Genomic DNA, 14454 nt, shown 5'->3' on the forward strand with positions numbered 1-14454 from the left:
GGTGGTACTCCAGACCCCAGCGAATCTATTCGGCGTGAACTGCCGACTCCGTGCCGATGCGAACGAGTTCGTCGCGCTCTTTGATTTTGATCCGATCACGCCCATGCTTCACACCGAGGGCACGTTCGGCGGCATCGATGCGAAGCCATCCGTCCCAATCGACGGGCACCACTCTGCCGGCCCTGAGGACCTCCGCGATCCGGCCGTGGCCGGCTCGACGCTCGTATGCCGAATCCAACTGTCGCAGCAAGGTTTCGACGGTTTGGCGTGCATCAGGCCGAGCCGCACCGATCAGCCCGGCGGCACCTCGCTTCATCCAGCCCGTCACGAACAAACCTGCGATCGGCGAGCCGCTCTCGTCGACCGCTGCGCCGCCCTGGTGCGCAACATTGCCGCGTCCGTGATCGAAAGGCACCCCGGCAAGTGGCGTCCCGAGAAATCCGATTGCCCGGTACACAGCTTGAACCGGATAGTCGGTACAGATACCCGAAGCGGTGACGTGACCGTATCCGTCCGGGACTGTCCGCTCGACGCGGAGTGCCTCGACTTTCCCGTTGCCGAGAATCTCCACGGGCTGTCGGTAGAAGTGCAGGTGAACTCGACGCTGGGCAGTTCGGTCGGCAGGCGCAGTGTCCGCGAAACCACGGAGTGTCTCGACTGCCAGTCGGGTGTGCACCAACTGTTTGGTCATCCGCTCGACATGCCGGTCCGGTACGACATCGACAGAATCGACGACAACATCTACGCCGGGTAGTTCACCGAGAGCGCGCAACTCGTTCGGGGAGAAGCGAGCGTCGGCTGGTCCGCGCCGGACAAAGATGTGTACTTCGCGAACTCGACTGCCGGCGATCCCTTCCCGAACTTGGTCGGAGACGTCCGTGGCCTGCAGCGATTGCGCCTCGGCGAGGAGCATACGGGTGACGTCGAGTGCGACGTTGCCACCTCCGATCACTGCGACCGATTCCGCGTTCAGCGGCCACTGCGGCGAGCTGTCCGGGTGATCGTTGTACCAACCGACAAACTCGGCGCCACCGAAAGAACCTGGAAGCTCGACGCCGGGAATGTCGAGAGGTGCATCCCGCGGCGCACCGGTTGCAATGATCACGGCATCGTAGGACGATAGGTCATCGACGGAAAGGTCCTTTCCGATCTCCACGTTGCAGAACAGCCGGAACTCACTGGCGACCAGCGTGGTGTGCAGAGAATGGGCGAACTTTTCGGACTCGGGGTGCCCTGGTGCGAGACCGTAGCGCACCAGTCCGTACGGCGTCGGTAGACGCTCGAACACGTCTGTCTTGGTGCCGGGCGCAAGTTCGGCGAGAGCGCCGGCGGCGTGGATTCCCGCCGGCCCCGCTCCGACGATCGCGACACTGAGCGGTGGTGAGAAGAATCGGGGCGCCGCAGGCGGGGATACCGCTGGACCTCTGGCGTTGATCATCCCCCGAGGCTAGGACCTCAACTGCGCTGGAGATCAAGTCCGCTTTCAGCAGCCCGCTTTTCAGTAACCTTGCTCTGCAGGCTTGTGCTCGGTTGTGTAGCGGTAGAAGTCCGCTAGTTGGAGTTCGCCGGCAGCTGCCTCGTCGACTATGACGGTCACGTGTGGATGCAGCTGCAGCACCGACGCCGGGCAGAATGCCGAGACCGGACCTTCGACCGCGGCCCGGACGGCGGGCGCTTTGCGGGCGCCGTCCGCGATCAGGACGAGATGCCTTGCATCACTGATGGTTCCGAGCCCTTGCGTGATCACATGATGCGGTACGTCGGCTGGGTCTGCGAAGAACCGTGCATTGTCGGCGCGGGTCCTCTCGGTCAAGGTCTTCACTCGGGTGCGCGATGCAAGCGAGGAGGAGGGCTCGTTGAAACCGATGTGTCCGTTCAGGCCGATGCCGAGGATCTGCACGTCGATGGGACCGTTTTCGGCGATGGCAGCGTCGTAACGCCGGGCCGCGTCACTGGGATCCGCGGCCCCGCCGTCGGGGCTGAACACTCGCGCATTGTCGATGTCGAGGTGATCCACGAGTTCCGTGCGGATGGTGTGCGCGTAGGACTGCGGCTGATCGGACGTGAGACCTACATACTCGTCGAGAAGATACGCGCTCATCGCCGCGAACGACACTCCCGATTCTCGATGCCTCTTGATCAGCTCTCGATACGTGTGCAGCGGTGACGATCCGGTCGCGAGGCCGAGCGTCCGCGCTCCGTTTTCGATTGCGCCGCACACGATATCGGCAGCGATTCGCCCGCCGTCCTCAGGACTGGGAACTATGACGATCTCCATTCAGACTTCCTCACTGCTCTTGCCGGCTCCGACGATGGCCTCACGTACCGAACCCGAAGCGCGGTCCAACAGTTCGGTTGCTTCGGCGAAGTCGCATTCGGCCAACAACATGACGACCGCTGCCTTCACATGACCATCGGCATCGTCGATGGTCTCCGCAGCGATCTCGGTATCGACTCCGGTGGCTGCCGCGACGATCCGGTTCGCACGATCGACAAGCTTGGCATTGGTCGGCCGAAGATCGACCATCAGATTGTGGAATGCCTTCCCGGAGCGAACCATACTCGCCGTGGAGAGCATGTTGCACACCATCTTCTGCGCAGTTCCGGCCTTGAGCCTCGTCGATCCGGTGAGGATCTCGGGGCCGGTCTCCACTTCGATGGCCACGCCGGCGTGAGAACTCATTGCCGCGTTCCGGTTGCACGAGACTGCCACTGTTGCAGCGCCGAGTTCGCGGGCGTGATCGAGTCCCCCGATGACGTAGGGGGTACGACCGCTGGCAGCCAGACCCACCACGACGTCGTTGGCGTTCAACGAGATTGCGTCGAGATCGACCCCAGCCGCTCGCGGATCGTCCTCTGCCCCCTCGACGGCGTTCAGAAACGCTCCTGGGCCACCGGCGATGATGCCGATCACCTCGCCCGGATCGGTCCCGAACGTCGGAGGGCATTCCACTGCGTCGAGAACTCCCAGACGCCCACTTGTCCCCGCTCCCAGGTAGATCAGTCGACCACCTTGTGCTCGGGCCGCGACGATCAAGTCGACTGCGGCTTCGATGGCGGGTAGTACCGCTGCCACCGCGCCGGCCACGATTGCGTCCTGTTGATTCATCACCGTCAGCAGACCAGACACCGACATGACATCGAGATCGCGGGTCAGAGGGTTGGGTCTCTCGGTGGAGAGCATTTCCAATTGCATTGTGGCGAGTCCTCCTCGATCGATATTCATTACGACGACTCCTCGTCAGTACTCACAGCGACGACTCCTCGTCAGTACTCACAGCGACGACTCCTCGTCAGTGCCGCTTCGAAGCAATGGCATCATGGCTTCGTTGCAGAGCAGAGAGTGCGCTGGGCAGCGAGTGCGCCACCATCGCAAAAATTGTGTCGACTACCAACAGCTGACCGGTGCGGCTTGCCATCGCAGCCGATCGGAAACCGAATTCTCTACCGGCAGTGAGCAGAACGTGATGTGACTGCACGGCGAGCGTCGATCGTACCCCTCCGGTGATCGCAGCCGTCGACGCCCCGGTTCGACGCGCAAGGGCAAGTGGTTCCACGACATCCGAAGTCTCACCCGAATGTGAGATCCCCACTGCGATGTCGTCCGGTCCGAGCAAGCTGGCGCTGACCATGGCCGCGTCTCGGTCGAGATGAACCCGGCAGTTGACGTCGATGCGAGAGAGCTTCAACGTGAGGTCTTGCGCGACGATGCCAGAGGCGCCGATGCCGTAGACCTCGACGCGGCGGGCGGATCGAATCCGGGACACAACTTCTTCGAGCGCAGCAGGATCTGTCAATTGCGCCGTGCCCTTGAGTTGTTCGGATTCGAACTCGGCGAGCTTGGCCATCACCTCACCGGCCGAGTCGGCAGCAACGATGTCCACACCGAGCGGAATCGTGTTCTCTGTACCGGACCCGCTGATCGCCGCCAGCGCGAGACGAAGCTGTGGATAACCCTCGAAACCGAGTCGTTTGGCTGTGCGGACCACTGTCGCCGTGCTTGTCGACGCTCGTTCGGCGAGGTCGTTGACCGTCAGGGTGGAGGCCAGACTGGGGTCGGCTTCGATGATTTCGGCGATCCGCAGCTCGGCAGGCGAGAGGCTACTCAGTGATGCACGAATACGAGCAAGCAGGTCGACGGACGCCGGAGCACTCCGGTCCAAAGTCATAACGCCTCGATTCGCATCGTTTTCGGAGCTGACGGCACCGATGTGATTCTAGGCAGCCCACGGCTTCCTGGCGTCAGAGATCCGAGCACACTGGCGTGACGCGCACCGGTGCACGAAGCAATGCTTCCAGGCAATCCGTGTGCGGTGAGATAGCCGAGAACCGCGAAAGCCAATGCTTCCTTGATGTCGGAAGTGACGCCGAGCTCGTCCGAAGAGACAAGCGCGATGTCGCCCAGTTCGTCACGGAGCATCGCCATCAACGTCGGGTTCTTGGTGCCACCGCCTGACACCACCACTTCGGTAGCCGCCAGCGCTTTGACGGAATCGGCGACGGTCCGGGCGGTCAGTGCAGTCAGTGTCGCGACGATGTCGGCCAGAGACAAGGATTCGTAGCCCCGCAGTGCGGCGAGTAGGTAGTCCCGATGGAACAATTCCTTGCCTGTGCTCTTGGGAGCGGGCTGCGCGTAATACGGTTCGCTCAGTAGTTGTGCGAGCAGATCGACGTTCGGTGTGCCGGCTGCGCCCAGAGCCCCACCGAGATCGAACCACTGCTCCCCCGCGGTGAATTCGCTTACCGCAGCGTCGATCAACGCATTTGCGGGGCCGGTGTCGAAGGCAATCGGTACTGCGGCACCATCTGCCGTCGATGTCGGAGCGCCTCCCGGAGCAGTGACGTTCGCGATGCCACCGAGATTGAGCGCGACGGAACCCGAAGTTCTTCCGTTGAGCCACAATACGTCGAACGCACTGACCAGTGGTGCACCCTGACCACCCGTCGCCACGTCGCGAGAGCGCAGGTCCGACACGACCGTGCATCCGGTCTTCTCGGCTATCCAGGCCGGCTGCCCGAGCTGAAGAGTGCCCTTTACTTGCGCTCCTTCGACCCAGTGGAACATCGTCTGACCATGTGAGGAGATCAATTCCGCACTGCCACCGCACAGTTCCTCGTTCGCCCGCGCAGCCACGGCCGCAAATGCCTGTCCGATCTCGGTGTCGAGTTGGCAGATCTGACCGACAGTGGTGGACGCCGGCGGTACCGCAGCCGCCACCGCAGCCCGCAACTCACCGGAATACGGTTCGCTGACCATCCCCAGTGGGGTCAGCACAAGAGTGTCCCCGTCGATCCGGATGTCTGCTGCGGCAGCATCGATAGCGTCGTACGAAGTACCGGACATCAGACCGATGACTCTCATGAAATATCCCTTACTCGCATCGTTTCGGCATTCGGAAGAACTGCGGTCAGTCGACGAGTGCCCGCTTGTGGGCATTCCCTCGCAAGGTACTCAAGGCGATCGCGCTGACGGCGCACGTTGCCATCACGAAGTAGGCCGGAATATCGAGATTGGAAGTTTCCTTGATCAGCCACGTGATGATCAAACCGGCGCAGCCCGAAAAGACCGCGTTGGACAGGGAGTATGCGAGTCCCAATCCGGTGTACCGAACCGAGGTGGGGAACATCTCGGAGAGCATGGCGGGTCCGGGTCCGGCAACAAGTCCCACTGCGGCGCCGGCGGCAAACACTGCAAATCCCTTGGCTGTCAAAGACGTCTGCTCGTTCTGCAGGACGTTGAGCAGCGGCAGAGCCAAGACCAGAATTATCACGGTGCCGGTGAGCATGACCGCGCGTCGTCCGATGCGATCGCTGAGTCCACCCGCGATCGGAATGGTCACCGCGAAGCCCGCATTGGCGAGCACGGAAGCAACAAGTGCCTGATGGAAAGTCGCGTTGAGCGAACTCTGAAGATAAGTCGGCATCACGACGAGGAACGTGTAACCGGCAGCAGACCACCCCATCAACCGCCCGATTCCGAGCAGAATCGCCCTGGCCGTCTCTCCGACAGTCGGCTGCACTACCGGCGCCGGCGCATCAGCTGTCGGTTCGGACTGGACTGATCGAGCACGCTCGAACGACGGCGTTTCTTCGAGCCGGAGCCTGAGCCACAGGGCAACCAGCCCCATCGGCAGTGCAAGGAGGAACGGGATACGCCAGCCCCAGTCACCGAGCTGTGACGGGTCGAGGACAGTGGCGAGGAGTGCTGCGATACCCGCACCGGCGAGCAGTCCGAGTGCGACGGTGAACGACTGCCACGAGCCGTACAGCCCACGTCGTCCGGGCGGAGCGAACTCGGTCATCACCGACACCGCACCGCCGAACTCACCACCGGCCGACAATCCCTGCAGAATTCGAAGGACCGTCAAGAGAATCGGTGCCAGAATTCCGACGCTCTCGTAGGTGGGGAGCACACCGATCAGGGTCGTCGCAGCCGACATCAGCAGAAGAACGATCACCAGGGTGGGACGTCGGCCGATGCGGTCACCGAGTCGACCGAACAGCGCGGCCCCCACTGGGCGGAAGAAAAACGCCAACGCAAACGACGCATACGTCTTGATCAGGCTTTCGAGGTCGCCGGAACCGTCGGCGCTGAAGAAGTTCGACGCGATGATTGTCGCGAAGAACCCGTACACACCGAACTCGTACCACTCGATGAAATTTCCGACGGAGCCGGCGACGAGCGCCCTGCGCCGTTTGAGCTGCGCACCATCGTTCCGTGTCTGCACTGTGATGCCCATGCCGTCCTCCGTTGACGAAACCCGAATATGCAACAAAGTTTCATCTGAACGGAGTAGAAATGTCAAGAAGTTTCACGATTGGATTTTTACTACGCCCCGAAGCCTTATGCTCCCGCGAACGTGAATGCCTCCGCCCGTTCGAACTGGTCAGTGGAGTCACCGGAATAGACGGTGCTCTCGTTCGGTCCGAGTCCGAGCCTTCGGACGGGTGTCCCTTCCGCGAGATCCATCGACGCCACGTCCACCCAGAAGGTATTGGGCGTCATCGCCGACTCGAAGAAATAGAGCGTGCGTTTGTGATCGACGACGGTGCGCCAACGGGTCGATGAAATGTTGGGCTCATCGGGAGTCGAAATACCGAGGGGCACCGACACATTCCGAATAACACTGAAGGTGGATGCCAACGCCGCCCGCGGATCGTCCGTCTGCGGTATCGCATCGACATAGAACGACGCCCGAGCGAATCTGTCAGCGGCACGGTTTGTTCCGGGCAGCATGACGGTCCCGTTGATCTGCTTCCAGTACTCGTTGACGGCGAGTTGCTGATCGAAGATCGGCGAATTGGTCATCACCTGGTACTCACGGCTGTGATGAATCGTCGGGCGTCCACCGACGTACTCGATGATCGCGCTGTCTCCCCCGGCGTCCGAGAGCGACATGTGCAGCGTTGCGAGGCGGTCTTCGCCGGGAACGGCAGCGGTCACTACCGTGAACGGTTCCGACGCGAGTACTTCGACCGCTTCCTGAACTGTCGCAAAGCGATCCAGGACGTATTGCGCCCACGCCGCGATCGACAATCCCGGGGTCGAACCGTCATACGTCGGGTACTCGGACTCGACCAACCACAAAAGATTGGCAGACAGCCCAGCCTCGTTGACCCCGTCGGTCGTGCACATGTCGTAGGCCGTCGCGACAACACTTCCGTATTTCGACGTCCACTGTATCGAGTTCGGACCTGCACAGCCCTCTCTGGTCATGCCGCGCGGGAATGCCCAGAGGTTTGTTCCGAGGTCGACCTTCCAATCCATCGATCGAGCAGTGATCACAGTGTCGTTGGGCCCCAAGTAGACCAAGCGTGTACACATCGAAAGCTATCCCTTCGTTACGGCGTGACGATATTGAAACTGGGATCGAAGGTATCGAGCAACCCTCCCAGCGTCTCGAGCGCTGATTCGTCTCCGTCGAGCGAAATCTGCCCGGCCTTGGCCAGTTCGGCGGCCGCGCCCGGTTGAAGAAGCGCTCCCACGAGCGCCGCCTTCGGGCCCGAGACCGTCAGTTGTGTGTTCGGTGACGCACCCTTACGTGCATTGAGGACACCGCGCTTGACCCACGCAGTCCATGCCTCGTCGCCGCGATCGGTGAACACGAAATCGATCCGCAGTTCCGCGTCGGTGGCCTTGTCGCCGATGAGATGTATTGCAACGAAGTCGAAGAGGATGTCGATGGGCATCGCGAGGACACTGTCCTGACTTGCCGTGACGTACGGGGCAGGCTGGGCGCCCTCGCGTAGTTCCAACGCGGCCGAGAGATAGATCCCACGCCACTGCGGCCCTTCGGCTTGATAGCCCATCTGCTCGTAGACGTCGGCCTGCAGGTTCCTCGCTTCGGCGTTCTCCGGTTGCGCGAACACCAACTTGTGCAGGATCTCTGCCGCCCATCGGTAGTCCGCGGCGTCGAATGCCCGCTTACCCTCGTCCAGGATCTTCTGCGCGCCAAGGAGATCGACGAACCTCTTCGCCGATTCGACCGGCGGATGAGGATGAAGCGACACCGGATCGCCGTCCCACATTCCCAGTTCCTTGGTGTACACGGCGCGAACGTCGTGGTGCAGAGTGCCGTGATATCCGCGGTTGTACCACTTGCGCCCGAGTTCGTCCGGTAGTTCGATCACCTCGGCAGCTTCGAGCGGCGTGTACCCCTTGTTCGCGAGACGGAGTGCCTGGTCGTGAATGTACTTGTAAGTGTCCCTTTGCGATTCGATGAACGGCACCAGGTTCTCGTTACCCCACACCGGCCACGTGTGCGGTCCGTAGTGAACAGCCGCGTCGTCTCCCCACCGTTCGAGAGTCTCGTCCAGATACCGCGCGAAGTTCCGAGCGTCGCGAGTGCGCGCACCTCTTAAGGTCTGGATGTTGTGGAGCGAATGATTGGCGTTCTCCGCACAGGTCAGCGCGGCGAGTTCGGGGATCCAGATGTGCATTTCCTCCGGGGCCTCGGTATCCGGCGCGTAGAGGAACTCGAATTCCAGACCGGCTATCTCACGCTTCGTTCCGGTCTCCGTGATGCTGTCAGTGGGGGAAATATACGAGACAAGTGGACCTTTCGTGCTGATCGTGCCGATGCCGCAGGTAACCATCCCTTTGGCATCGAGATCGAGCAATCCACCGAAGGCGTAGAAGGACCGTCTCGCCATGGCATTTCCGGCGACGACGTTTTCCCCGATCGCGAACTTGTCGAACGACGCGATCGTGCCCGGTGCGATGATCGGAACTCGCCCGGACGTCACGTCGTCCAGATCGACGATCCCTTTGACTCCGCCGTAGTGGTCGATGTGGGTGTGCGTGTAGATGATCGCCGAAACTGGCTTGTCGCTGACGTGCTCACGAATCATCTTCATACCCTGGCGCGCCGATTCGACCCCCGCCATACAGTCGATGACGATCAGTCCCTCGCCACCTTCGACAACCGTCAAATTTGCCAGGTCGTTGTTCCGTACCTGGTAAAGGCGATCCGTCACCTGATACAGACCACCTCGGCGCATCAGTTGTCCTTGACGCCACAGGCTCGGATTGACTGTCCCCGGCGCGGCAACATCGTCACCGAGGTATGCCATCGCATCGGGATCGAAGACCGTATGCCCGTCATCGGCGACAACCTTGCCCGGCAACGGAGCGATCAATCCTCGATCCGCGTCGGCAAAATCCTGCCGGTCGTCCATGGCATACCGTGCGACTGCCTCGCGATTCGCCGTGACTGTGGCCGGTGTTGCGTCCTTAGGTGTCTGGCACATGGCACTCCCCGCTCGGATACGACGATCTGATACCCCATCATCTGTATCGGTTGGGCACGCGCTTGGAATCACCCGCGCAGGGTGAAGCTCCCACGAACACGCGAGGTGATCAGCCGGGGAGTTCCTCGGAATTCCGAGATGCGAGTGCAATCACCAGGACCGCGATCCCACATCCGGCAACCAGGATCCATCCCGACCTCGATGCCTGCGCGACATCCACCGATGCACTGCCGCCGATGATGCCACCGGCCAGCGCAACACCGAGAGCAGCACCGAATTGGCGTGCACTGGAGGTTATTCCACCAGCAAGCCCCGCCTGCGATCTCGGCAACCCGTTGACGGCGGTGTTGGTGATCGGGGCATTCGAGAATCCGAATCCGATACCGAGGAACAGGTAAGCGGCCAAGAGCATCGGAATCGCCGTGTTGTTGTCGAGCGAGACCAGGCACAGCCCGCCGAGTGTCGTGAAGCTACCAGCAATGAGTAGCGGCCGCCGCGGGCCGAAGCGTCCGACGAGTATTCCGGACAACGGCGCGCAGACCGTTGCCGCAACAGCCATCGGAAGGGTGATCGCGCCGGCCAGTGCCGGACTCATTCCGCGGGAGTGCTGCAAGTAGAACGTGCCGAGCAGTAGCGTCACGTTCAACGCCACGAACACCACGACAGCGCCGACCACAGCCGACGAGAACGTTCTGCGGCGAAAGAGTGCCAGATCCATCAGTGGCTCGCGCTTGCGTGATTCGACGCGGATGAATGCGGCCAACGCTGCAGCAACAAAGACGTACCCTGCCGTCGCCGCGGCAGAGAACCATCCGATTCGCGGACCCTCGATCAGAAGGGCGACCGCCCCGCCGACAAGAATCACCAGTAGCAACTGACCGGGAAGATCGAGTCGTCGCGACTGCTGCGCTCGGGACTCCGGAACAAACACAGCAGTCAAGACGAGCACGGCCAAGATCACCGGCACGTTGATCCAGAAAACCGATCGCCAGCCGAAACTTTCGATGAGCACGCCGCCGACGATCGGCCCTGCCGCCATACTCAGGCCGAAGACCGCGGCCCACACCCCGATTGCCTTGGCCCGCTCCTTCGGGTCGGTCATCACGTTGACGACGATCGCCAAGGCAACCGGACTGAGCATCGACCCGCCGACGCCTTGGACGATCCGCGCCGCGATCAACATCTCGACGGACGGAGCGAGCGCGCAGGCAATCGACGCCACCCCGAAGACGACGAGCCCGATCTGAAAGACTCGTCTCCTGCCGAAACGATCGGCCACTGCTCCGGACGAGATCAGCAAGCTCGCCAGGACGAGTGTGTACGCGTTGACGACCCATTCCAGACCACGGGTTCCGACGCGAAATCCCTCACCGATCGTCGGCAGGGCCACGTTGACGATGGTGGTGTCCAACCCGACGACGAACAGGCTCGTGCAGCAGATCGCCAGGATGCCCCATCGCCGCCCTGCATCGAGTCCGATCACTTGCGGTTCGATCCCGCTCGAAGGTTTCATGGTCGGACTCCATCTCTCGAAGTGCTCTGCCGTACTCGACTGTCGAAAGGATCGTTGCTCTCCAGCGTCCGAAGTCGGTAAGAATTTTGCGGAAACTGCAAAGATGGACGGCATGGATGCTGAATTCGAGCAGTTGATCACCGATATCGGACCGAGACTGCGCACGCTTCGACGGGATCGCGGATTGACCCTCGAGGGCCTGTCCGAGGCCACCGGCATCTCTGTCAGCGCACTCTCACGCCTCGAATCGGGGAAGCGTCGTCCCACCCTCGATCTGCTGTTGCCGCTTGCCCGAGCGCACCGGGTCGCGCTGGACCAACTCGTCGGCGCCCCCGCTACGGGCGATCCTCGGGTCCATCTCACCCCGAGCCGACGCAAGAACGGCAGTGCCGTCGTTCCGTTGACGCGCTATCCCGGCCGCGTGCAGGTCTTCAAGCAGGTGATCGGTCCGCGTCCACCGAAGCTGGTCACCCACGCCGGCTACGAATGGCTCTACGTCCTCGCCGGGGATCTGCGTCTCATCCTGGGGGCGAACGAGGTTCTCCTACACCCCGGGGAAGTCGCGGAGTTCGACACTGCCGAGCCCCACTGGTTCGGGCCTGCCGATGAACAGGTGGTGGAAATCTTGCATCTTTTCGGCCCGCAAGGCGAGAAGGCACATGTGCGCACGAAGGCAAAAACTACTACTGCACAAGACCTGGTTCCCGAAAGTTAGTTCACTGCATGCGTTTTCAATCGGTTCGACAGTGTATGAGCGTGCTCGAGGAGCAGCGTTCCCAACTCGGCATGACGCGCGGGCCGGAAGCGTGTTTCCACTCCGGTCAGGCTCAGCGCCCAGGCCGGGCGACCGTTGCGATCGAACACCGCGGCACCCATCCCCCAGCTTCCCTCGACGATGAGGGCTGGATTGACCGCGTACCCGGTGACACGCGTCGACTCGATTCGCTCACGGATCGATGTCTCACTGTGGATCTCACCCCATTCCGAATCCAGATTCACCCGGGCGAAATAGTCGTCGACGTCCCGCGTCGGTAAATGGCTCAAGATGGCAAGCCCCGCCGACGCGACCCCCAACGGGAACCGCTTCCCCTCGTGCAGCACGTGAGATCGCAGTGGAAAACTACCTTCCTGACTCAGGATGCAGACGGTCTCGTCACCTCGGCGTGCCGACAGGAAGGCGCTCTCCCCCGTGACCCGGGCAAGTTCGTCGACGACGTCGCGAGCCCGGTCGGTGATGTCGTACCGATTTCCGGCCGCCGCCCCCAGGAGGTACAACTCCGGGCCGAGAGACCATCGACCGGTTCGTGCGTCACGGTCGACCAGTCCTTCGGCAGCCAGGGACGTGAGCAGTCGGTGCGCAGTGGGCCGAGCGAGGCCGGTGACCTTGCCCAATTCCGTGGTGGAAGTGCCCGTTGGTTCGGACGCGCCGAGGGCTCGCAGAAGTGCAGCCACCCGCGCGACCATGGCCGGCGATTGCCCGTGAGTTGGCATGCAGCCATCCTAGCGTCCATTCAATGAACGAAATTCCTTCAGACGATCAGTAGTCGATCAGTTCTCGGTTGATGTTCGAGATTCCTTGAACCTGTGAACTGGAGATAGTTCACTGGATATCGAAGTGAGTGAGTGTCTACTCAATGAACGCTTGGCAGGGAGAGAACATGACAGCAAAGGTGTACGAGTCCGCAGCGGAGGCGGTCGCCGACATCGTCGACGGCGCAACGCTGGCCGTCGGCGGATTCGGCTTGTGCGGCATCCCCGACGTGTTGATCGACGCGATCGCAGCTACGAGTGCAACCGACCTCGAGGTGTTCTCCAACAACTGCGGCGTCGACGATCACGGTCTCGGAATCTTGCTGAGCGCCGGACGTATCCGACGGGTGACCGCGTCGTACGTCGGCGAGAACAAGGAGTTCGCCCGGCAGTACCTGGCCGGCGAACTCGAAGTGGAACTGACGCCGCAGGGCACGCTCGCCGAGCGTCTGCGCGCCGGCGGAACCGGAATCCCCGCATTCTTCACACCGGCCGGAGTGGGTAGCCCCATCTCCGACGGCGGAATGCCATGGCGCTACGACGCCGACGGCTCGATCGCTATTGCATCGCCTCCGAAGGAGACTCGCGTCTTCGGAACCAAGCGTTACGTGATGGAAGAGGCGATCAACGCCGACTACGCACTCGTGCACGCCGTTCTCGGTGACACCGACGGCAACCTGGTGTTCGACCAGACCGCGATGAACTTCAACCCGCTCGCCGCGATGGCGGGACGGGTCACCATCGCGCAGGTGGAGCGTCTGGTCGAGCCCGGTGAAATCGACCCGGCATCGGTGCACCTGCCCGGAGTCTTCGTGCAGAGAATTGTGCACACCGGCCCTCAGAACAAGCGAATCGAAAAGCGAACCGTCAGCGCTTCGGAAGGAACCTCACGATGACCGCACCAGTGACAGTGACGGGTTGGACGCGCCAGCAGATGGCAGCGCGGGCGGCTGCAGAGATGATCGACGGGGAGTACGTCAATCTCGGAATCGGCCTTCCCACACTGATTCCCGGATACCTGGGCTCGGACGTTCGTGTGGTCCTGCACTCGGAGAACGGAATTCTCGGCACCGGACCGTATCCCACCGAGGACAACGTCGATCCTGACCTCATCAACGCCGGCAAAGAGACCGTGACCGTCAATCCCGGTGCAGCATATTTTGATTCGGCCCTCTCGTTCGGGATGATCCGCGGCGGCCACATCGACACCGCAGTCCTCGGCGGTATGCAGGTGTCGAAGACGGGCGACCTCGCCAACTGGATGGTCCCCGGGAAGATGGTCAAGGGCATGGGCGGCGCGATGGACCTGGTCCACGGAGCCCGACGCGTCATCGTCGTCATGGAGCACAACGACCGCGACGGCAACCCCAAGATCGTTGACGCCTGCACCCTGCCGCTCACCGGCCAGGGCGTGGTGAATCGGATCATCACCAACCTCGCCGTCATCGACGTGAGCGAAGAAGGTCCACTCGTCCTGCGTGAGCTCGCCCCCGATGTCAGCGTCGAAGACGTAGTCGCCGCAACCGGCACCGAACTGAAAGTTGAACTGGCATGACCGACACGACCACTGTGATTGTTGCGGGAGCTCGTACCCCGATGGGTCGACTCCTCGGATCGTTGAAAGACCTCTCCGGGTCCGACCTCGGCGGCATCGCCATCAA

The 14454-nt window shown here is 62.0% G+C and carries 13 protein-coding genes; 3 read left to right on the forward strand and 10 right to left on the reverse strand.

The window, feature by feature from the left end; translation table 11 throughout:
* Positions 1-25: 25 nt before the first annotated feature.
* From ACYP01_RS21160 to ACYP01_RS21200, 9 genes are all read right to left on the reverse strand, one after another.
* Complete coding sequence (locus ACYP01_RS21160) at positions 26-1438, reverse strand: FAD-dependent oxidoreductase (RefSeq protein ID WP_459682199.1); 1413 nt, start codon at positions 1436-1438, stop codon at positions 26-28.
* Between the two features lie 60 nt (positions 1439-1498).
* On the reverse strand, positions 1499-2278 hold the full coding sequence (gene nagB / locus ACYP01_RS21165; protein WP_003941456.1) for a glucosamine-6-phosphate deaminase: 780 nt from the start codon (positions 2276-2278) through the stop codon (positions 1499-1501).
* Positions 2279-3196, reverse strand: a complete 918-nt coding sequence (murQ, locus tag ACYP01_RS21170; RefSeq protein WP_047269010.1) for an N-acetylmuramic acid 6-phosphate etherase — start codon at positions 3194-3196, stop codon at positions 2279-2281.
* Positions 3197-3293: 97 nt separating this feature from the next.
* Entirely contained in the window at positions 3294-4169 is an 876-nt protein-coding gene (locus ACYP01_RS21175) for a MurR/RpiR family transcriptional regulator (RefSeq protein WP_047269009.1), read from the reverse strand.
* The gene (locus tag ACYP01_RS21180; RefSeq protein ID WP_042452394.1) at positions 4166-5362 is read right to left on the reverse strand and encodes an anhydro-N-acetylmuramic acid kinase; all 1197 of its coding nucleotides are present in this window, start codon (positions 5360-5362) and stop codon (positions 4166-4168) included. The genes ACYP01_RS21175 and ACYP01_RS21180 overlap by 4 nt, the downstream gene beginning before the upstream one ends.
* A 46-nt stretch (positions 5363-5408) precedes the next feature.
* Positions 5409-6740, reverse strand: coding sequence for an MFS transporter (locus ACYP01_RS21185; protein WP_459682204.1), 1332 nt, complete (start codon positions 6738-6740; stop codon positions 5409-5411).
* A 104-nt stretch (positions 6741-6844) separates the two neighbouring features.
* Positions 6845-7825, reverse strand: a complete 981-nt coding sequence (locus ACYP01_RS21190) for a linear amide C-N hydrolase (protein ID WP_042452399.1) — start codon at positions 7823-7825, stop codon at positions 6845-6847.
* 17 nt (positions 7826-7842) lie between these two features.
* Positions 7843-9750: an alkyl/aryl-sulfatase gene (locus ACYP01_RS21195; RefSeq protein ID WP_459682208.1), complete on the reverse strand. Its 1908-nt coding sequence runs from the start codon at positions 9748-9750 to the stop codon at positions 7843-7845.
* 109 nt (positions 9751-9859) lie between these two features.
* A complete protein-coding gene (locus tag ACYP01_RS21200; protein ID WP_459682210.1) occupies positions 9860-11263 on the reverse strand; it encodes an MFS transporter in 1404 nt (467 codons plus the stop codon).
* A 112-nt stretch (positions 11264-11375) separates the two neighbouring features.
* Here ACYP01_RS21200 and ACYP01_RS21205 point away from each other — a divergent pair, with 112 nt between their 5' ends.
* Positions 11376-11978, forward strand: a complete 603-nt coding sequence (locus tag ACYP01_RS21205) for a helix-turn-helix domain-containing protein (protein ID WP_064075792.1) — start codon at positions 11376-11378, stop codon at positions 11976-11978.
* Here ACYP01_RS21205 and ACYP01_RS21210 read toward each other — a convergent pair.
* Positions 11975-12754, reverse strand: coding sequence for an IclR family transcriptional regulator (locus tag ACYP01_RS21210; RefSeq protein WP_070160312.1), 780 nt, complete (start codon positions 12752-12754; stop codon positions 11975-11977). The genes ACYP01_RS21205 and ACYP01_RS21210 overlap by 4 nt on opposite strands.
* 167 nt (positions 12755-12921) lie before the next feature.
* On the opposite strand from ACYP01_RS21210, the gene ACYP01_RS21215 reads away from it, so the two are divergent.
* The gene (locus ACYP01_RS21215) at positions 12922-13689 is read left to right on the forward strand and encodes a CoA transferase subunit A (protein ID WP_459682215.1); all 768 of its coding nucleotides are present in this window, start codon (positions 12922-12924) and stop codon (positions 13687-13689) included.
* On the forward strand, positions 13686-14348 hold the full coding sequence (locus ACYP01_RS21220) for a 3-oxoacid CoA-transferase subunit B (protein WP_007726396.1): 663 nt from the start codon (positions 13686-13688) through the stop codon (positions 14346-14348). Before ACYP01_RS21215 ends, ACYP01_RS21220 begins: the two co-directional genes overlap by 4 nt.
* Positions 14349-14454 lie beyond the last annotated feature (106 nt).

The organism is Rhodococcus sp. no. 34, assembly GCF_054589475.1.

What these genes read in the sequence shown, in the direction of transcription:
- ACYP01_RS21195 (WP_459682208.1), bottom strand. Translation starts at nt 9,750, where the DNA reads ATGTGCCAGACACCTAAGGACGCAACACCGGCCACAGTCACGGCGAAT.
- ACYP01_RS21210 (WP_070160312.1), bottom strand. Translation starts at nt 12,754, where the DNA reads ATGCCAACTCACGGGCAATCGCCGGCCATGGTCGCGCGGGTGGCTGCA.
- ACYP01_RS21215 (WP_459682215.1), top strand. Translation starts at nt 12,922, where the DNA reads ATGACAGCAAAGGTGTACGAGTCCGCAGCGGAGGCGGTCGCCGACATC.
- ACYP01_RS21160 (WP_459682199.1), bottom strand. Translation starts at nt 1,438, where the DNA reads ATGATCAACGCCAGAGGTCCAGCGGTATCCCCGCCTGCGGCGCCCCGA.
- ACYP01_RS21175 (WP_047269009.1), bottom strand. Translation starts at nt 4,169, where the DNA reads ATGACTTTGGACCGGAGTGCTCCGGCGTCCGTCGACCTGCTTGCTCGT.
- ACYP01_RS21220 (WP_007726396.1), top strand. Translation starts at nt 13,686, where the DNA reads ATGACCGCACCAGTGACAGTGACGGGTTGGACGCGCCAGCAGATGGCA.
- nagB (WP_003941456.1), bottom strand. Translation starts at nt 2,278, where the DNA reads ATGGAGATCGTCATAGTTCCCAGTCCTGAGGACGGCGGGCGAATCGCT.
- ACYP01_RS21185 (WP_459682204.1), bottom strand. Translation starts at nt 6,740, where the DNA reads ATGGGCATCACAGTGCAGACACGGAACGATGGTGCGCAGCTCAAACGG.
- ACYP01_RS21200 (WP_459682210.1), bottom strand. Translation starts at nt 11,263, where the DNA reads ATGAAACCTTCGAGCGGGATCGAACCGCAAGTGATCGGACTCGATGCA.
- ACYP01_RS21205 (WP_064075792.1), top strand. Translation starts at nt 11,376, where the DNA reads ATGGATGCTGAATTCGAGCAGTTGATCACCGATATCGGACCGAGACTG.
- ACYP01_RS21180 (WP_042452394.1), bottom strand. Translation starts at nt 5,362, where the DNA reads ATGAGAGTCATCGGTCTGATGTCCGGTACTTCGTACGACGCTATCGAT.
- murQ (WP_047269010.1), bottom strand. Translation starts at nt 3,196, where the DNA reads ATGCAATTGGAAATGCTCTCCACCGAGAGACCCAACCCTCTGACCCGC.
- ACYP01_RS21190 (WP_042452399.1), bottom strand. Translation starts at nt 7,825, where the DNA reads ATGTGTACACGCTTGGTCTACTTGGGGCCCAACGACACTGTGATCACT.